General features: G+C 55.8%; 20 protein-coding genes. 16 read left to right on the forward strand and 4 right to left on the reverse strand.

What is annotated here, in order from left to right; genetic code table 11:
* Window positions 1–59: 59 nt before the first annotated feature.
* The 5 genes from LG204_RS13425 to LG204_RS13445 all read left to right on the forward strand — a co-directional run bounded on the left by LG204_RS13425 (window position 60) and on the right by LG204_RS13445 (window position 4,110).
* Window positions 60–794 (forward strand): RNA polymerase sigma factor FliA, encoded by a 735-nt coding sequence (locus LG204_RS13425; RefSeq protein WP_230337747.1) that lies wholly within the window; start codon window positions 60–62, stop codon window positions 792–794.
* Window positions 776–1,516, forward strand: a complete 741-nt coding sequence (locus tag LG204_RS13430; RefSeq protein WP_230337748.1) for a flagellar motor protein — start codon at window positions 776–778, stop codon at window positions 1,514–1,516. Before LG204_RS13425 ends, LG204_RS13430 begins: the two co-directional genes overlap by 19 nt.
* Before the next feature lie 15 nt (window positions 1,517–1,531).
* Window positions 1,532–2,467 carry a flagellar motor protein MotD gene (gene motD, locus LG204_RS13435; protein ID WP_230337749.1) on the forward strand — a complete coding sequence of 312 codons (936 nt, stop codon included), beginning with the start codon at window positions 1,532–1,534 and terminating at the stop codon, window positions 2,465–2,467.
* An 81-nt stretch (window positions 2,468–2,548) separates the two neighbouring features.
* Entirely contained in the window at window positions 2,549–3,574 is a 1,026-nt protein-coding gene (locus LG204_RS13440) for a Gfo/Idh/MocA family protein (protein WP_230337750.1), read from the forward strand.
* 17 nt (window positions 3,575–3,591) lie between these two features.
* Window positions 3,592–4,110 carry an MgtC/SapB family protein gene (locus tag LG204_RS13445; RefSeq protein WP_230337751.1) on the forward strand — a complete coding sequence of 173 codons (519 nt, stop codon included), beginning with the start codon at window positions 3,592–3,594 and terminating at the stop codon, window positions 4,108–4,110.
* An 87-nt stretch (window positions 4,111–4,197) separates the two neighbouring features.
* On the opposite strand, the gene LG204_RS13450 is transcribed toward LG204_RS13445, so the two are convergent.
* The 3 genes from LG204_RS13450 to flgA all read right to left on the reverse strand — a co-directional run bounded on the left by LG204_RS13450 (window position 4,198) and on the right by flgA (window position 5,848).
* Entirely contained in the window at window positions 4,198–4,656 is a 459-nt protein-coding gene (locus tag LG204_RS13450) for a flagella synthesis protein FlgN (RefSeq protein WP_230337752.1), read from the reverse strand.
* Window positions 4,657–4,663: 7 nt separating this feature from the next.
* Entirely contained in the window at window positions 4,664–4,975 is a 312-nt protein-coding gene (flgM, locus tag LG204_RS13455; RefSeq protein WP_230337753.1) for a flagellar biosynthesis anti-sigma factor FlgM, read from the reverse strand.
* A 144-nt stretch (window positions 4,976–5,119) separates the two neighbouring features.
* Window positions 5,120–5,848 (reverse strand): flagellar basal body P-ring formation chaperone FlgA, encoded by a 729-nt coding sequence (gene flgA, locus LG204_RS13460; protein WP_230337754.1) that lies wholly within the window; start codon window positions 5,846–5,848, stop codon window positions 5,120–5,122.
* A 200-nt stretch (window positions 5,849–6,048) separates the two neighbouring features.
* Here flgA and flgB point away from each other — a divergent pair, with 200 nt between their 5' ends.
* The 11 genes from flgB (at window position 6,049) to flgL (ending at window position 16,144) form a co-directional block, all read left to right on the forward strand.
* On the forward strand, window positions 6,049–6,477 hold the full coding sequence (gene flgB / locus LG204_RS13465; protein ID WP_230337755.1) for a flagellar basal body rod protein FlgB: 429 nt from the start codon (window positions 6,049–6,051) through the stop codon (window positions 6,475–6,477).
* 23 nt (window positions 6,478–6,500) lie between these two features.
* Window positions 6,501–6,905, forward strand: a complete 405-nt coding sequence (gene flgC, locus LG204_RS13470; RefSeq protein ID WP_230337756.1) for a flagellar basal body rod protein FlgC — start codon at window positions 6,501–6,503, stop codon at window positions 6,903–6,905.
* A gap of 12 nt (window positions 6,906–6,917) precedes the next feature.
* Window positions 6,918–7,574, forward strand: a complete 657-nt coding sequence (locus tag LG204_RS13475) for a flagellar hook assembly protein FlgD (protein WP_230337757.1) — start codon at window positions 6,918–6,920, stop codon at window positions 7,572–7,574.
* Between the two features lie 35 nt (window positions 7,575–7,609).
* On the forward strand, window positions 7,610–8,818 hold the full coding sequence (gene flgE, locus LG204_RS13480) for a flagellar hook protein FlgE (RefSeq protein WP_230337758.1): 1,209 nt from the start codon (window positions 7,610–7,612) through the stop codon (window positions 8,816–8,818).
* Between the two features lie 36 nt (window positions 8,819–8,854).
* Complete coding sequence (gene flgF / locus LG204_RS13485) at window positions 8,855–9,595, forward strand: flagellar basal-body rod protein FlgF (protein ID WP_230337759.1); 741 nt, start codon at window positions 8,855–8,857, stop codon at window positions 9,593–9,595.
* A gap of 69 nt (window positions 9,596–9,664) precedes the next feature.
* Window positions 9,665–10,447, forward strand: coding sequence for a flagellar basal-body rod protein FlgG (gene flgG / locus LG204_RS13490; protein ID WP_230337760.1), 783 nt, complete (start codon window positions 9,665–9,667; stop codon window positions 10,445–10,447).
* Window positions 10,448–10,472: 25 nt separating this feature from the next.
* Complete coding sequence (locus LG204_RS13495; protein ID WP_230337761.1) at window positions 10,473–11,159, forward strand: flagellar basal body L-ring protein FlgH; 687 nt, start codon at window positions 10,473–10,475, stop codon at window positions 11,157–11,159.
* 10 nt (window positions 11,160–11,169) lie between these two features.
* Window positions 11,170–12,294, forward strand: coding sequence for a flagellar basal body P-ring protein FlgI (locus LG204_RS13500; protein WP_328441945.1), 1,125 nt, complete (start codon window positions 11,170–11,172; stop codon window positions 12,292–12,294).
* A 10-nt stretch (window positions 12,295–12,304) separates the two neighbouring features.
* A complete protein-coding gene (flgJ, locus tag LG204_RS13505; protein WP_230337762.1) occupies window positions 12,305–13,219 on the forward strand; it encodes a flagellar assembly peptidoglycan hydrolase FlgJ in 915 nt (304 codons plus the stop codon).
* 64 nt (window positions 13,220–13,283) lie between these two features.
* The gene (flgK, locus tag LG204_RS13510) at window positions 13,284–15,227 is read left to right on the forward strand and encodes a flagellar hook-associated protein FlgK (RefSeq protein ID WP_230337763.1); all 1,944 of its coding nucleotides are present in this window, start codon (window positions 13,284–13,286) and stop codon (window positions 15,225–15,227) included.
* Between the two features lie 11 nt (window positions 15,228–15,238).
* Window positions 15,239–16,144: a flagellar hook-associated protein FlgL gene (flgL, locus tag LG204_RS13515; RefSeq protein ID WP_230337764.1), complete on the forward strand. Its 906-nt coding sequence runs from the start codon at window positions 15,239–15,241 to the stop codon at window positions 16,142–16,144.
* 45 nt (window positions 16,145–16,189) lie between these two features.
* Here flgL and fliR read toward each other — a convergent pair whose 3' ends face one another.
* Window positions 16,190–16,960, reverse strand: a complete 771-nt coding sequence (gene fliR / locus LG204_RS13520) for a flagellar biosynthetic protein FliR (RefSeq protein WP_230337765.1) — start codon at window positions 16,958–16,960, stop codon at window positions 16,190–16,192.
* Between the last annotated feature and the right edge of the window lie 4 nt (window positions 16,961–16,964).

Here is a 16,964-nt window from a genome sequence, read left to right on the forward strand (position 1 = left end):
AAGCAAGGCTTGTGATACGTCTCACACCATTAACGACAAGGCGCCCAAGCAAGGAAAGTATGTATACGGCCACGGGAAAACCCAATCAGAAAGATAGTCTGCTGCACCAGCATGCCACGCTGGTCAAAAAGCTGGCCTATCAGCTGAAGGCGAAGTTGCCACCCAGTGTGGAGCTTGACGACCTGGTGCAGGCCGGGATGATGGGTCTGCTCGATGCGATCAATCGCTATGAAGATACGCATGGCGCTCAATTTGAAACCTACGCAGCCCAGCGCATACGCGGTGCCATGATTGATGAGCTGCGCAATGCCGACTGGCTGCCGCGCAGTATCCGCAAGAACATGCGGGATGTAGAAGGTGCCATCAACAAACTGGAACAAGTGCTGGGGCGGCCACCAACTGAAGGCGAAGTTGCCAAGCATCTCAAGATGTCGCTGGATGACTATTACGACATGCTGGGCGAATGCAGCGGCCACCAACTGCTTTATTACGAAGATTTTCACGAATCTGAAGGCGGCGATCACTTTCTTGACCGCTTCCTGCAGGATGATTCGGGCAACCCGATCAAAGGCCTACTGGATAGTAATTTCCGGGAAACCCTGATTGAGGCGATTGAAAACCTGCCCGAACGCGAACAGATTTTGATGGGCCTGTATTACGAACAGGAACTTAACCTGAAGGAAATTGGCGCCGTGATGAATGTCTCCGAATCACGGGTTTGCCAGTTGCATAGTCAAGCGGTTGCTCGATTACGCGCTTACATGAAAGAGCAATTATGGACTGGGGCAGCCTAGGCGGCATCTTACTCGCCGTTTTCGGCATCCTGTTGGGACAAGCGATTGAAGGCGGGAAGATTGCCTCGCTGATTCAGCCTGCGGCTTTCCTGATCGTGGTTTTTGGCACCTTTGGCGCAGTATTGCTGCAGAGCAAACCGGCCAATTTCAAGCTGGGCCTCATCCTGCTGCGCTGGATAGTGCAGCCCCCCATCGATGACAGAAAAGAACTGAGCCGCCGCATCATCGGCTGGAGCCACACGGCGCGGCGCGATGGCCTGCTCAAGCTTGAAACCCAGCTTTATTCCGAAACCGACCCCTTTATCAAAAAAGGCCTGCGCCTGTTGATCGACGGCATCGCCGCCGACAAGATCCGCGAAATCTGCGCGATTGATATCTACTATTACGAAAGCCAGTATCGCAGCGCGGCCAAAATCTGGGATTCCGCCGGGGGCTATGCCCCTACCATCGGTATTCTTGGCGCGGTGCTGGGGCTGATTCATGTGATGGAAAACCTTTCCGACCCCAGCCGCCTGGGCAGTGGGATTGCCGTCGCGTTTGTGGCCACTATTTACGGCGTTGGCCTCGCCAATATAGTGTTCCTGCCCATCGGCAGCAAGCTCAAGACTTATGTATTACAAGAAGCCAGCCGACGCGAAATGCTCATGAATGCCTGGGTCTCCATCGCGCAAGGCGACCATACCCGCGTGGTGGAAGAGCGCCTCAACAGCTATATGCGTTGATACGGAAACCTATCCATGCGCAGAAGACAGGTTGAGGAAGACGAGGACAACAAAGAACGCTGGATGGTGTCCTATGCTGACTTCATCACCCTGCTGTTTGCGTTTTTTGTGGTCATGTACGCCATTTCCTCGGTCAACCAAGGCAAATACGAACAGCTGACTTCTTCGCTGGGCACGGCTTTCACTGGCGAAAATACCCCGCAACTCAATAATCCCCCCGATGGCAATGCCGAGCATGCCAATATCAAGGGGCTGTATGGGCAGCCCTCGTTCATCCGCCCGCTGGAGCTCGCCCGCCGCAACGACAAACAGCGCCGTGAACGCGAGGCGATGACGTCCATGGCGAATAATCTTGCCAATCATCTGGCGCCCATGGTGCTGGAAGGCAAGATCAAGGTCATGCAGAACAACCGCGGCGTGCGCGTGGATATACACGACAGCCTGCTGTTTGCGCCTGGCGCATCCGAGCTCCAGCCCATTGCCAGTGGCCCGCTCAATGAAATCGCCCAGGCACTCAAAACCAATAACCACGCGATTCAGGTAGAAGGCCACACCGATAACGTGCCGATTCACAATGACAAGTTCTACTCGAACTGGGAGCTGTCGGCCATGCGCGCCAGCAGTGTAGTGCGCATGCTGCAGGATAGCGGGCTCGATGAAAAACGCCTGAGCGCCGTCGGCTTTGGCGCCTCGCAACCCATGGATGACAACAGCACCCCTCTGGGGCGCGCACGCAATCGGCGGGTATCCATCATGATTCTTTACGACTCGCTGATGCCAAACCAGACCGATGTTTCCGAGATCGCCCCCGATACCCCCACGGTCATCCGGCCAACGGTGACGCCACCCCCAGAAGATTCACCGGCCACACCCGCGCCTGCAACAGCCAAGCCCGCCCCGGCACCGAGCACGCGGACGGCACCGCCCGCCAGCAAACCAGCCACCAACTAGCCTCCGCCCACGGCTCAGCTAGCCGCAGCACCCGAATTCTGCCATTATTCAAGGCTTCACTTATCACGATAAGGCCTGTACATGAGCTCAAGTTCTCGCCTGCGCTGGGGCATTCTGGGTGCTGCCCGCGTCAACGAACGTCTGCTACCTGCCATCGTCGCCGCGCCGAATGCCGAGCTGGTGGCCATTGCCAGCCGCCGTCCGGATGCAGCGGCAGAAACCCTGAAAAAATATGCACCCGGTACGCCTGGTGTTTCGTTCTACCCCACGCTGGAAGCCCTGCTGGAAGATGAGCGCGTAGACGCCGTTTATCTGCCGATGGCCAATGATGAACATGCCGAATGGGCATTGAAAGCACTTGCCGCAGGCAAGCATGTGCTGATCGAAAAACCCATGGCTCTCACCGAGGAAGACATCAACGCCATTGAAGCCGCCGCCCAGGCAAAAAACCTCAAGGTGATGGAAGGCTTCATGTATCGCTTTCACCCGCAGCACCAGCGCGTGCAGGAGATTGTCGCGAGTGGTGTGCTGGGCGATATTCGCTACGCCCATGCCAGCTTTTCATTCATGATGCGCCCTGCCCGGCTTTACCGTCTGGCAAAAGACACCGCCAATGGCGGCGGTGCCATGTGGGATGTAGGCCCTTATGCCATCCATACCTTGCGTCACTGCTTTGGCTTTGAGCCCACCGCCGTCTCGGCCATGGCGAAATACGCCGAAAGCGGCGCCGATATTGCCACCAGCGGCATTCTGGATTTTGGCGATGGTAAACGCGGGCATTTTGATGTGAGCTTTGAATGCAGCCGCCAGTCCGAATACCGCATCGTCGGCAGCAAAGGCTCGCTGATCTGCCACACGGTCTGGCAACTTCCGGGCACCAGCGATGTACCGCTCATCAGCTGGTGGACCGATGACGGGCAGAAGCACGTGGAAACCTACGCGCCCAGCAATCACTTCAACCTGGAAATCGCCCATTTCAGCGACTGCGTGCTCAACAATCAATCCCCATTGCTCAGTCTGCAAGATGCCAAAGCCAATTGCCGCGCGATTGTCGCCACGCTTGAGGCAGCCGCCAACGGGCGTACCGTCAACATTGCCGGTCAATAAGCGAAGGAAGCCCCGCAATGGATAACCTGCTGCATGAAGTCATGAGCACCATCATGGCCGAATTTTCCGACCTGCCCAATGGCGCAGAGGTCACCCGCGTCATCCTGCGTCTAGGGATTGCAGCGCTGTTAGGCGGACTGTTGGGGTATGAACGGGAATTTCGCGGCAAGGCAGCCGGCATGCGCACCCATATGCTGGTAGCCCTGGGCGCCGCCATGTTTGTGCTGGTGCCCATACAGGCCGGGCTTACCGATGCTGAAATCAGCCGTGTGGTACAAGGCGTGATTGCAGGCGTGGGTTTCCTGTGTGCAGGCACCATAATCAAACATGGACACGATGGCGAAGTGCATGGGCTCACCACCGCCGCAGGCTTGTGGATGACGGCAGCCATCGGCGTCGCCGCTGGTATGGGGCGCGAGTCCACGGCTACTCTCAGCGCCCTCCTGGCTTATGCGATCCTGCATATTGTGCCCAAGCTGGCACATCAATATCACCAGGCACAAGCAGGCAGCAAGGAAGACACCGAGGGTCAGTAAATCGGCCGGTCGACAGGCAAAAAAAACCGCCCATCGGGCGGCGGGGCGTCAACTACACTTAACGCCTCTGGAGGAACTGGAAGTTCGCTAGGCCTGTAATCCGCTCCGCAGATAACTTTGCGTCGTGGCCTGGCCATTGGCACCATACATCTGGCCAGGTGAGTGATGCGCATGCAGCGCATTGAGGAACTGTTCATTACGGCTGAAGTGCTTGTTGATGAGCACACCATTCACACGATTCATTTCCTGCGCTTGTGTCAGCATTTTGTGAAACTGCATCCACGATTGCTGTACAGCCACGGTTTTCTGGGCCACCAGCCAATCTGCCATGCCTTTTTCACTGCCTTCAAAGCCCAGGCTGACAAGCGCGTCGTAACGCTTTTGCACGGTACTGCCAAGCTGACTGAGCAACTGCGCCTTCTCATCGAGAATGTGCTCGATCTCGTCCATATTGGCTCTCACCAGGCTGGCCTGTTCACGGGATAATAATACGATCAACTGATTGACCAGCTGGCTATCCTGCTCGAACGAGATGCTTGTGCTCATGGTTATCTCACGATTTGGCTGAAGTTAATAAATCCTTAACGGTTTCAATCAGGCCATCGGCGACTTTGCCGGAATCGACCTGGAATTGGCCGTTGGTAATCGCCGTCTTGATGGCGTCTACCTTGTCTGTGTCATATACCGTTTGCGTGGCAATCCGTGCTTCAAGGGATTGCAACTGCGAGGACAAAGGTGAAAGCGTCACGCTTTCGGTGGCCGTTGCGCCACCCGCTGTCGATGCCGGTGTTTTCTTTGCGGTGCCCGAATCAATCTTCTCGGTCACCAGTCCAGTGGTTTTCTGGATGGAGTCATTGATTTTCATGGTTTTTCCTCATGCATGAATGTGTGTGCATTTTGCCTTCTATAAGGCTCATATCGGCAGGGTTTTATTAAACTTTAACACCGATCTGCAAGTTTGAAACCGCCCTTCGCGGCCTTTACATTCATTCGATGGAAAAATGCATGCTTAAAAACTGACTTCAATCTTTCCGCCATTGCGGGCAATCCCGCTCACTACCTGGCCATTGGCCACTTTGACCCTGACCAGCTGACCATCGGTGGCATTATTCAGTGCATGGCCTTCAGCGCTAATGCTAAATCCTTTGCCACGAGTAATCAGAGTCACACTCTGACCTTGCTGCACCACGGGCGATGCCTTCAGCATTTCCTGGCGCAGTACGGTGCCAGCATTCATTGATACATTGACGATGCGGCCAATCGCTTGCTCGGGATCGGTAAAGATACCGGGAGGCAGCTGGGCCAGATCGCCACTTTCAAACAGCAAATCACCACTATCCACCACCCGGCCTTGGGCCAGAGGCGCCGCGGCCACCAGATACTGCCCCACTACATTGACCGTGGCCTGCATGTAAATGGTCCAGACAGGCGCATTGCAGCGCACGCCAACATTCGTCTTGCCCCAGGCGCGGCTGCCTTGCGGCATGAAAACTTCCAGCGCCGGGCATTTGGCCAGCTTGAGATTATTATCGATGGCCCCGGCAGCGACGGTAACGCGGCCAGGATAGCCTGCGGTCTGCACGGTCAGAAATTCTTCGACTTTCTTGCGGATGGAAGTGAGGTTCTGTGTCTGGTCGGTATTCGGCATCGCTTCAGCATGGGCGACAACGCTGCCAGCCAGGAGCAATAATCCTGTGCAGAATGCCAATAATTGCTTTACGATAGAATGACTTGCCATGATGCGTTCCTCGACTGCGGAGAAAGATACAGCCTGCATTCTACGTAGCCGAGACAAAAGTAAATGGTGGAAAAAGATGACCTTTCCCCCTTTACTCCTCTAATTGAACTTGACCGTCGCGCTCTACACTCGCCCTCATCATAGATAACGGCTGCTCTCAGTGAAAACTTGAGCCGGATCGAAACAGGAGGTCAGTACAGATGAACAGACTCGATGCAACCCTGGCGTTTAATCAGTCGGTGCTACGCGTGCGTGCGCAGCGGCAGGAGCTCATTGCCGGCAATATCGCCAATGCCGACACCCCCAACTACAAGGCGCGCGACATCAATTTCAATGATGCGCTCAACAGTGCCTTGAGCGGCAACGAGACGACCGGCTCCGGCTTGGGCGTCAACAAGACCGCCAGCAACCATCTGGATGGCGACCCGACCAGTGTTGATTATGTGCCCAGCGGCAAGCCGGGCGAGCCCATGTTTCGCCCCCTTATCCAGGGCAGTGTAGATGGCAACACCGTCGACATGGACGTGGAGCGCAACCAGTTTGCCGATAACGCCATCCGTTACGAAGCCAGCCTCAACATGATCAACGGACAGATCAAGAAGCTGCTGTCGGCGATTCAGGGCCAATAGCCGGACTATAAAGGAGCACCATCATGTCTCTATTTAATGTATTCAATATTTCCGGCTCAGCCATGAGCGCGCAATCGCAACGGCTGAATGCCGTCGCCAGTAACCTGGCCAATGCCGACAGTGCCACCAGCGCCAATGGCCAGCCATATAAGGCCAAGCAGGTTGTGTTCAGTGCTACCCCCAGCAATAGCCCGGCAGTCAGCGGTGTGAAGGTACAACAGGTCATTGAAGATCCGTCACCGCCAAAGGTGATGTACGACCCCAAGCATCCCGCTGCCAATGCGCAGGGCTATGTGACCATGCCCAATGTCAATGTCACCGAGGAAATGGTCAACATGATTTCGGCTTCACGCGCTTATCAGAACAACGTGGAAACCATGAATGCCGCCAAATCCATGCTGCTTAAAACCCTTACTATCGGACAATAAAAGGACGACGCCATGACCACCATTTCCAATGATCTGCTGACATCGATGAACTCGCGAACATCCAGTTCGGGCTCAACTGCAGCCGACGCACAGGACCGTTTCATGACCCTGCTGATTACGCAGATGAAGAGCCAGGATCCGCTTAACCCCATGGACAATGCCCAGGTGACCAGCCAGCTGGCCCAGCTTTCCACGGTGACCGGTATCGACAAGCTCAATACCACCATGGAATCCATGATCAGCAATGTGCAGTCCAGCCAGACCTACCAGGCTTCCAACATGATAGGCCGCTATGTGCTGACCAAGGGCGACAGCCTGACCCTGTCTGAAAGCAAATCCTATCTCGGCATCAACCTGCCGGCCGGCGCGGAAAAAGTCACGGTCACCATCAAGGATTCCTCCGGCAATCAGGTACGTGAACTGACGCTGGGCAAACAGGAATCAGGAGTATTGCCTTTAAGCTGGGATGGCATCAAGGACGATGGCTCCAAGGCTGCAGACGGCAATTACAAATTTGAAGTCACCGCCACTACCGCCAATACCAGCATGACCGCCACACCGCTGTCTTATGACCAGGTCATGAGCGTATCCAACAGCAGCAGTGGTATCAAACTTAACCTGGGCAAACTCGACTCCATCGGTATTGATGATGTCGTGGAAGTCTTTTAGTCAATGCACGTCATCACGCTAACAAGGAGATCATTATGAGTTTTCAACAAGGGTTAAGCGGCCTGAACGCCGCATCCAAGAGTCTGGACGTCATTGGCAATAACGTTGCCAATGCCAACACGGTGGGTTTCAAACAATCTCGCGCCGAGTTCGCGGACGTGTATGCCAACGCATTGAACGGCTCCGGCACTGGCTCAGCCGGTATCGGCGTCAAGGTGGCGGATATTCAGCGCCAGTTTACCCAGGGAAATATCACCAATACTGAAAACCCGATGGATATCGCCATCAATGGCAATGGGTTTTTCCGCTTGAGCAACAGTGGCGCCATTACCTATAGCCGCAATGGCCAGTTCCAGCTGGACAAATCCGGCTATATTGTCACCTCCAGCGGCGAACGTCTTACCGGCTATGTCGCTGACAGTACAGGCGCGTTGCAGACTGGTGCACTAACCGATATCCAGATCAATTCCGCTGATCTGGCACCGCAGGCCACGACCACGGTTAGCGATGTGTTTAACTTGGATTCTCGCAGCCCAGTTCTGCCTTTAGCCTCCTTTAACCCTGCCGACCCCACCACTTATACTCAAGTGGTGCCTATCAGCGTTTATGACAGCCAAGGCAATCCCCATACCCTGCAAAGCTATCTGATCAAGACAGCAGCCAACACCTGGGATGTGCGCACCACAGTGGATGGCGGCACCACCGCTGTAGGCTCATCGCAGCTTACCTTTGATACCAACGGTCGACTGACGGGCACTGCCACGCAAACGGTTAACCTGACTCCACCTACCGTGCCTGCAAACCAGGCACTGACGGTGAATTTTGCCAGTTCAACCCAGTTTGGTTCCGACTACAGCCTTAATAGTCAGGTGCAGAATGGCTACGCTTCCGGCCGCCTCTCCAGCTTTAGCACTGCGGCTGACGGCACGATTATCGGCCGCTACACCAATGGCCAGGCCAAGGCTCTGGGCCAGGTAGTGCTGGCGAAGTTTGCCAACCCGAATGGCCTGTCAGCGCTGGGTAATAACCAGTTTGCCGAAACGGCAGACGCTGGTGTGCCGGTGATCGGCAAAGCTGGCACAGGCGGTCTGGGTACCATGCAATCTTCGGCCACAGAAGATTCCAACGTCGACCTGACGGCGGAGCTGGTGAACATGATTACCGCGCAGCGCTACTACCAGGCCAACGCACAAACCATCAAAACGCAGGATCAGGTCTTGCAGACCCTGGTCAACCTGCGTTAAGCATTGAGCTCGGGCTGAAGCCGTAAAGGAGACCATATGGACCGCATGATTTATACCGCGATGTCAGGCGCCAAGCACATTCTGGAGCAGCAGGCGACCACGGCGCACAATCTGGCCAATGCCACCTCCACTGGCTTCAAGGCCCAGGTGGATTCTTTCCGCGCTGTGCCGATTGTCAGCGAAGGTTTGCCGACGCGGGCATTTGTGATTGATACCACGGTCGCCACCGATTTCACGCCCGGTACCATCATCGGCACCTCGCGCGATCTGGATGTCGCGATTCAGGGCAGAGGCTGGATGGCGGTACAACGGCTGGATGGTAGCGAGGCCTACACCCGCAATGGCTCGCTCAAGGTCAATGAAAACGGCATTTTGCAGACCGCCGATGGCCTGACCGTATTGGGCGATGGCGGCCCCATCACGATTCCACCTGATGAGAAAGTCGCCATCGGCAAGGATGGCACGGTGTCGACCGTGTCGCGCGTTACCGTGCCTAGCCCAACCAATATTGTCGGCCGCATCAAGCTGGTCAATCCGGCTGAAAGCACGCTGGTGCGTGGTACCGATGGCTTGTTCAGCACGCAGAACGGCCAGCCGGCTCAGGCGGATGCCAATATTCAGGTCACCAGCGGCGCGCTGGAAGGCAGCAATGTCAATGTGGTGGATGCCATGGTCAATATGATCAGCTTGGCCCGCCAGTTTGAAACGCAGATGAAACTGCTGGAGAACGCCGAGAATAACGCCAATAAAGCCAGTCAACTCTTCAGTTTGAGTTGATCAGGCTTACGTTAATATGCAGTCATACCAACGCCCGTTTATGCATCTCGGGCACGAGAGGACATCATCATGATACGCTCACTGTGGATTTCAAAGACCGGCCTGGATGCGCAGCAAACGCAAATGGACGTGATCGCCAATAACCTGGCCAACGTCAGCACCAATGGCTTCAAGCGCTCACGCGCTGTATTCGAGGATCTGCTCTACCAGAACATCCGCCAGCCAGGTGCGCAATCTTCGCAGCAAACCCAATTGCCTTCGGGCATGCAGCTGGGCACCGGTGTAAAACCCGTCGCCACCGAGCGTATTTTCAGCCAGGGCAACCTGCAACAAACCGAAAACGCCAAGGACCTCGCCATCAATGGTGAAGGGTTCTTCCAGGTGCTGCTGCCCGATGGCTCCACTGCCTATACGCGCGATGGTTCATTCCAGGTAGATAACCAGGGCCAGATGGTAACCGCCAGCGGTTACACCATCCAGCCTGCCATCACCATTCCGGCCAATGCGCAGAGCATTACGGTCGGTCGCGATGGCACGGTCTCCGTCACGCTGCCCAACTCCGTGGCAACCACCCAGATTGGCACCATTCAGCTGGCCACCTTTATCAATCCGGCCGGTTTGCAATCCAAGGGTGAAAACCTGTACGTCGAAACATCGGCATCGGGCACGGCCAGCACCAATACGCCAGGCTCCAACGGCGCTGGCGTACTGAATCAGGGTTACGTGGAAACCTCCAACGTGAATGTCGTTGAGGAACTGGTCAGCATGATCCAGACTCAGCGCGCCTATGAAATCAACAGCAAGGCCATCACCACCTCAGACCAGATGCTGCAAAGGCTATCGCAGCTATAGTCATGGCAAGGCCGGGAGTTTGAACATGCTTAAGATCATTCGTTATTGCGCACATTACCTGAAGCCAGCAGCCACCGCACTGCTGGCGACGGGTGCGCTCATGCTGAGCGCCTGCACACCTACGTCGATTACGCAGGGCCCCTTGACCACCAAGCCCTACCCTGCCTCTGCACGTCCACCGACAAATGGCGCCATTTACAATGTCGCCGCGTATCGTCCGCTGTTTGAAGACCGTCGCGCCCGCCTGATTGGCGATACGCTGATGATCAACATCGCGGAAAACACCTCGGCGACCAAAGCCAATGCCAGCTCTGCCAGCAAAACCGGCAGCGTAAACTCATCGGTCACCGCCTCGTTTGGCAGCCCGGTACCACGGGCCGCGTTTAATAGCGCATCGGATATCTCCTTCGACGATGCAGCCGCCGCCAATGCCAGCAATATCTTTACCGGCTCGATTGCGGTCACGGTACTTGATGTCCTGCCAAACGGCTATCTGGTCGTTGGTGGTGAAAAACAGGTGGCGCTGGATAAAGGCACCGAATTTGTACGTATCTCCGGTGTTGTGAATCCAGACACCATCAGCGCCAGCAACACCGTACCATCGACACGTGTCGCCGATGCCCGTATCGAATACCGTACCAACAGCCGTGTGGATGCCGCCTTGGTGACGTCCATCCTGTCGCGCTTTTTCCTGAGCTTTATCCCGCTGTGAGAACGCCATCATGATCACGCTTCTGCCTAAACGCCGTCTGAATATTCTGCTGATCGCCCTCCTGGCCGCTGGCCTGGGCATGAGCCTGCCGGTAGAAGCGGAGCGCCTGAAAGACCTGGCAACGATTCAAGGCGTGCGCTCCAACCAGTTGATAGGTTACAGCCTGGTCGTGGGCCTCGATGGCACGGGTGACCAGACCACGCAAACACCCTTTACCGTACAAAGTTTGATCAGCATGCTGCAAGGCATGGGGGTGACCCTGCCACAGGGCACCAACCTGCAGCTGAAAAACGTCGCCGCCGTGATGGTCACCGCCACCCTGCCGCCCTTTGCCCAGCCGGGCCAGGCGCTGGACGTGACGGTATCTTCCATGGGTAATGCCAAGAGCCTGCGTGGCGGAACACTGCTGATGACACCGCTGAAAGGTGCTGACAATCAGGTCTACGCGATGGCACAGGGCAACCTGGTAGTGGGCGGTGTGGGCGCCTCAGCCAATGGCAGCCAGACTCAGATCAATCACCTGGGCGTCGGCCGTATCTCGGCCGGTGCCACGGTAGAACGGGCAGTTCCGGTTGCGCTAAATCAAGGCACTGGCATCAACCTGGAATTGAAAGATTCGGATTTCTCCACCGCCAGCAAGGTCGTTGACGCCATTAACCAGCGTTTTGGCATCGGCACGGCCGCCGCGCAAGACGGCCGCGTCATTCGCGTCAATGCCCCGGTAGACAGCAATCGCGTGAGCTTTCTGGCCGCGCTGGAGTCCATTAACGTCAACCCGGCTGAGTCTTCCGCCAAGGTGATCCTGAACGCCCGCACCGGCTCGGTGGTGATGAACCGTTCGGTATCGCTGGAAGACTGCGCCGTGTCCCATGGCAATCTGTCTGTCGTGATCAACACGGCTCCCGTCATCAGCCAGCCTGGCGCGCTCTCGGGCGGCCAGACGGTCAGTACCGCACGTTCGGAAATTTCCATCGAAAAAGAACCAGGCAAGGTCCTGAAACTGGACGGCGGCGCATCGCTGTCCGATGTGATCAAGGCATTGAATGCCATCGGCGCGACACCGCAAGACCTGCTCGCCATATTGCAGGCTATGAAGTCCGCTGGCGCCCTGCGCGCAGAACTCGAAGTGATCTAGGCCAAACGCCATGGTCAACTCTCCTTCAGACAGCACGGGCAAACTGGCATTTGATGCCAATAGCCTGAATCAGCTGAAGTTCTCCGGCAAGAATGATTCGCCAGAGGCGATCAAGGCTGTTGCCAAGCAGTTTGAAGCCGTATTCGTCAACATGATGCTGAAAAGCATGCGGGATGCCACGCCCCAGGAGGGCATGTTTGACAATGAACAAAGCCGCACTTTCACTGCCATGCTGGATCAGCAGTTGAGTCAGAATATTGCATCCAAGGGCATAGGCCTGGCCGATGTACTGGCAAGACAGCTGAGCAAAACTGGTGTTACCCCCGGCGCCAACCCCGATCAGGATGACGGTGTGAGCGCGGCTTTGCCCTATAGCAGCCCCTTTGTGCCACGCACCGCGCTGCAGATGTATGCAGACCCGGCGCAGGACGCTACCAAGAACGCGAGCAGCGGTAGCAAATCGGAGAGCAATGCCGACAGCTTCCAGGCCACCATGGCACCGTATGCCGCGGAAGCCAGCCGCACGACAGGCATCCCCGCCAACTACATGCTGGGCCAGGCAGCACTTGAGAGCGGCTGGGGCAAGCGCGAAATCAAGGGCGTGAATGGGGAAAACAGCTATAACCTGTTTGGCATCAAGGCCACCGCAGGCTGGACCGGCAAAACAGTAGATGCGGTCACCACGGAATACGTGAATGGCGTCAAGCAAAAGCGGGTAGAAACCTTCCGCGCGTATGATTCATATGCAGACTCCTTCAAGGATTTTGCCAACATGGTCAGCAAGAACCCACGCTATGGCAATGCCATGTCCAACCTGAATGACGTCAATGCCTATGCGCAAGGACTGCAAAACGGTGGCTATGCCACAGACCCTGATTACGCCAGCAAACTGATCAGTGTGATCAAGAAGGTGTCCACTGCCTGATGCCCACGATTAAAGTTCCTACGGCTTCTGCCGTCAATAATCCATAGTCTAGGAAAAAAGAACCATGGGAAGCGATATTTTAAATATAGGTAAAAGTGCGCTGAACGCAGCCCAGATCGGGATTAGCGTGACGGGCAACAATATCGCCAACGCTTCCAGTGCGGGTTACAACCGGCAAGTGATCGCGCAGTCTGCGTCAGCATCACAGAATGTAGGCTTTGGCTATCTGGGCAAGGGTACGCAAATCAGCAGCATTGAGCGCGTTTATAGCGACCTGCTGGCAAAACAGGTCAATATCAGCCAGGCCCGCAGCACCGAACTTTCGACCTACAGCTCGCAGATCAGCAGCATCAACAATATGTTGGCAGACTCTTCTGCTGGCCTCTCACCTGCCCTGCAGGATTTTTTCGACAGCATTCAGGATTTAACCAACAACCCTGGCTCGGCTTCCAGTCGCCAGGCCATGTTGTCTTCATCCGAAGCGCTTGCCAGCCGGTTCCAGAGCCTGAGCAGCCGTCTCACCGAAATGGAAAACTCGGTGAACTCACAACTGAGCAGCAGCACTTCATTGGTCAATTCATACGCACAGCAGATCGCTTCGTTGAACGATTCGATCACCAAAGCCATTGGCGCCACCGGCAAATCCCCCAATGACCTGATGGACCAGCGCGACCTGCTGGTCAGCAAGATGAGCAGCCAGATCAAGACCACCATCGTAAAGTCGGGCGACAGCTATAACGTCTTTGTCGGCAATGGGCTGCCACTCGTGGTGGACAAGGAAAGCTATAACCTTTCCGTGGTCAACTCGCCTACCGATAGCACACGGCTCGAAGTCGCCTATTCCGGCAAGGCTGGCACACCGATTATTTTGGGCGAAAACAGCATTACCGGCGGCACGCTGGGCGGCCTGATCCAGTTCCGCAATCACTCGCTTGATACGACCAAAAACCAGCTGGGCCAGATTGCCGTTTCGCTGACCGAGACATTCAACGCCCAGCAAAAACTTGGGCTGGACCTCAATGGCAATGCGGGCGTGAATTACTTCAACACCATCACCCCGACCATTAAATCCAATGGCAACAATACCGGCAATGCGGTGCTGGCTGGCAGTTTTACCAATGCCTCTGCCGTTACCACCAGCGACTACACGCTGACTTATAACGGTGGCACCAATTACTCAGTCAAACGCCTGAGCGATGGCACCACGACCAACTTCACCAGCATGCCGATCACCATTGACGGGGTCAGCATCAGTGTCAGTAGCGGCACCATGAGCACAGGGGATAACTTCCTCATCCAGCCTACGGCAGATGCCGCCAAACAGATTGATGTAGCCTTGACCAGCACCGACCAGATTGCGGCCGCATCGCCTCTTATTGGCGCCAAGAGCAGCAGCAACACCGGCAGCGGTGCCATTAGCAACCTGACGGTGAACAGCGCCTACATGGGCAGCCCCTTCAGCAGTGCGCTGATGCTCACTTATGATAGCGGCACCGGCAATCTGAATGGTTTTCCGGCCACTGAAGCCGTCACCGTGAAAAGCAGTAGCGGCGCAACGACCACGTATGCCGCCGGAGCCTCCGTCCCTTATACCGCAGGTGCCACCTACACCGTGGCTGGCGCCAGTTTTACCATGGGCGGCACGCCGAATAACGGCGATAGTTTTACCCTGACACCTAGCACCAGCAGCAGCGCGGGCAACAATACCAATGCGCTATTGCTGGCAAAGCTGCAGACAGCCTCTACCGTGAGCGGTAACAAGTCTTATGAAGCCGCGTTTGCCCAACTGGTGAGCCAGGTCGGCAACAAAACCAGTGAGCTGCAGGTGACGGGGGCTGCTGAAGCCACCCTGCTGGCACAGGCACAAGCCGAAATGGAGTCCAACTCCGGGGTGAACCTGGATGAAGAAGCCGCCAATCTGCTCCGTTATCAACAGTCTTATCAGGCCGCTGCCAAAGTGATGCAGATTGCAAGCCAGATGTTCGACACGCTGATTAATATCCGCTAAGGAATATCGCCATGCGCATTAGCACGAATACGATTTATCAAACCGGGATCAACAAGATCAGCTCCTTGCAGAGCGAACAGTACAAACTGCAGCAGCAGGTCTCTTCCGGCAAACGCATTCTTACACCTGCGGATGACCCAGTCGGTTCTGCCCGCGCGCTGACCATCAGTCAAGCACAAAGCATCAACAGCCAGTATGCCGATAATCGCGCGATGGCTTCGTTTAACCTGAATTCGATTGAAAGTACCTTGAGCAGTGTTACCGACCTGATGGTTTCCGCCAAGAGTACATTGATCAGTGCCGGCAATGCCGTTTTGTCCAGCGATGAGAAGAATTACATTGCGACCCAGTTGCGCAATGACCTGGAAGAACTGGTCGGCCTGGCCAACAGCAAGGATGGCAACGGCAATTATCTGTTTGGCGGCTTCAAGAACACCACTCAACCGTATACTGCCACAACCACAGGCGCCACTTACAACGGTGACAGCGGCCAAATGGATATGCAGGTCAGCGATACTCGCAAGATGTCAACCACCGAAAATGGCCCGGATGTATTCCAGGCAGAAGGTAATGACGTATTTGCCACACTATCCAACATTGTCGACCTGCTTTCCAACCCGGCCACCACGACCGCGGCGCTGAATACCGCGCTGGCTTCCGCCAACGCCAGTCTCGACAAAGGCATGGATAATGTGCTGACCGTGCGTGCCGCCACTGGCTCCAAGCTGAAGGAAATCGACGCCCTGGACAACAACGGCGACGATAGAGAGCTGCAATACAAAGCCGAGCTGTCGAGTATTCAGGATCTGGACTACGCCCAGGCCTTGTCGGATATCACCAAGCAAAAGACCATCCTTGAGGCTGCCCAGCAATCATACGTTCAGCTGTCGGGCCTCACGCTGTTCAAGTATATCTAGTAGTTTGACTCCACCTGCCGATGCGCAGGTGCGATGCGATATTGGCTAAAAGCGCAATGCCATGTTGGCTGCACTTTCCTGTATCAATTGCAGGATAGGCTGCAGGATACCAGGCAATACCAGCGCCACCACGACATAGCCAATGGCGATAGTCACCGGAAACCCTATCCCGAAGAGATTGAGCTGTGGCGCGGTACGCGTCAATATGCCGAGCGCCATGTTGGTAATCAGCAAGGCCGCAATGGCAGGTAGCGAAATCAGCAGACCAGCACTGAAAATCTTGCCCCCCCAGTTCGCCATCTTCATGAAATCCAGCCCGCCCTGCCATTCGGCACTCAGGGGAAAATTGGCAAAGCTTTCCATCACCGCTGAAATCATCAGCAGATGACCATCCAGGCTCAGGAAGATCAGCGTGGTCAGCAGCACCATGAATTGGCTGATGGCATTGCTCTGGCCCTGGGTCTGCGGATCATAAAACATGGCAAAGCCCAGGCCCATGGTCATGCCTATCATCTGTCCGGCCATTTCCACCGCAGCAAACACAATGCGCATACTGAAGCCAATGGCAAACCCGATCAGCATCTGCTGCGCCAGCACCAGCATGCCTTTCCAGCTGAAAATATCCAGCGCAGGCGGTGGAGGCAAACTGGGAAGCAGTGCCAGTGTCATCATCAGTGCCATGCTGATTTTGACGCGAGCCGAGATAGAACGGTGACTGAGGACAGGGGCCACGGCGATCATGGCCAGGAGACGGGTCATGGGCCACAACAGCAGCACGATCCAGGATTGCAGGATGTCGGTGTTGATGGAGACCACAGCG

It is taken from the genome of Methylovorus menthalis, from assembly GCF_020523625.1.
GTDB lineage: Bacteria > Pseudomonadota > Gammaproteobacteria > Burkholderiales > Methylophilaceae > Methylovorus > Methylovorus menthalis.

Excerpts from the sequence above, each read along its gene's own strand:
- LG204_RS13430 (WP_230337748.1), top strand. The coding sequence starts at position 776 with ATGGACTGGGGCAGCCTAGGCGGCATCTTACTCGCCGTTTTCGGCATC.
- flgE (WP_230337758.1), top strand. The coding sequence starts at position 7,610 with ATGAGTTTTCAACAAGGGTTAAGCGGCCTGAACGCCGCATCCAAGAGT.
- LG204_RS13425 (WP_230337747.1), top strand. The coding sequence starts at position 60 with ATGTATACGGCCACGGGAAAACCCAATCAGAAAGATAGTCTGCTGCAC.
- LG204_RS13495 (WP_230337761.1), top strand. The coding sequence starts at position 10,473 with ATGCTTAAGATCATTCGTTATTGCGCACATTACCTGAAGCCAGCAGCC.
- LG204_RS13475 (WP_230337757.1), top strand. The coding sequence starts at position 6,918 with ATGACCACCATTTCCAATGATCTGCTGACATCGATGAACTCGCGAACA.
- flgJ (WP_230337762.1), top strand. The coding sequence starts at position 12,305 with ATGGTCAACTCTCCTTCAGACAGCACGGGCAAACTGGCATTTGATGCC.
- flgB (WP_230337755.1), top strand. The coding sequence starts at position 6,049 with ATGAACAGACTCGATGCAACCCTGGCGTTTAATCAGTCGGTGCTACGC.
- flgC (WP_230337756.1), top strand. The coding sequence starts at position 6,501 with ATGTCTCTATTTAATGTATTCAATATTTCCGGCTCAGCCATGAGCGCG.
- LG204_RS13445 (WP_230337751.1), top strand. The coding sequence starts at position 3,592 with ATGGATAACCTGCTGCATGAAGTCATGAGCACCATCATGGCCGAATTT.
- flgK (WP_230337763.1), top strand. The coding sequence starts at position 13,284 with ATGGGAAGCGATATTTTAAATATAGGTAAAAGTGCGCTGAACGCAGCC.
- LG204_RS13440 (WP_230337750.1), top strand. The coding sequence starts at position 2,549 with ATGAGCTCAAGTTCTCGCCTGCGCTGGGGCATTCTGGGTGCTGCCCGC.
- LG204_RS13500 (WP_328441945.1), top strand. The coding sequence starts at position 11,170 with ATGATCACGCTTCTGCCTAAACGCCGTCTGAATATTCTGCTGATCGCC.
- flgF (WP_230337759.1), top strand. The coding sequence starts at position 8,855 with ATGGACCGCATGATTTATACCGCGATGTCAGGCGCCAAGCACATTCTG.
- flgG (WP_230337760.1), top strand. The coding sequence starts at position 9,665 with ATGATACGCTCACTGTGGATTTCAAAGACCGGCCTGGATGCGCAGCAA.
- flgA (WP_230337754.1), bottom strand. The coding sequence starts at position 5,848 with ATGGCAAGTCATTCTATCGTAAAGCAATTATTGGCATTCTGCACAGGA.
- LG204_RS13450 (WP_230337752.1), bottom strand. The coding sequence starts at position 4,656 with ATGAGCACAAGCATCTCGTTCGAGCAGGATAGCCAGCTGGTCAATCAG.
- flgM (WP_230337753.1), bottom strand. The coding sequence starts at position 4,975 with ATGAAAATCAATGACTCCATCCAGAAAACCACTGGACTGGTGACCGAG.
- motD (WP_230337749.1), top strand. The coding sequence starts at position 1,532 with ATGCGCAGAAGACAGGTTGAGGAAGACGAGGACAACAAAGAACGCTGG.
- flgL (WP_230337764.1), top strand. The coding sequence starts at position 15,239 with ATGCGCATTAGCACGAATACGATTTATCAAACCGGGATCAACAAGATC.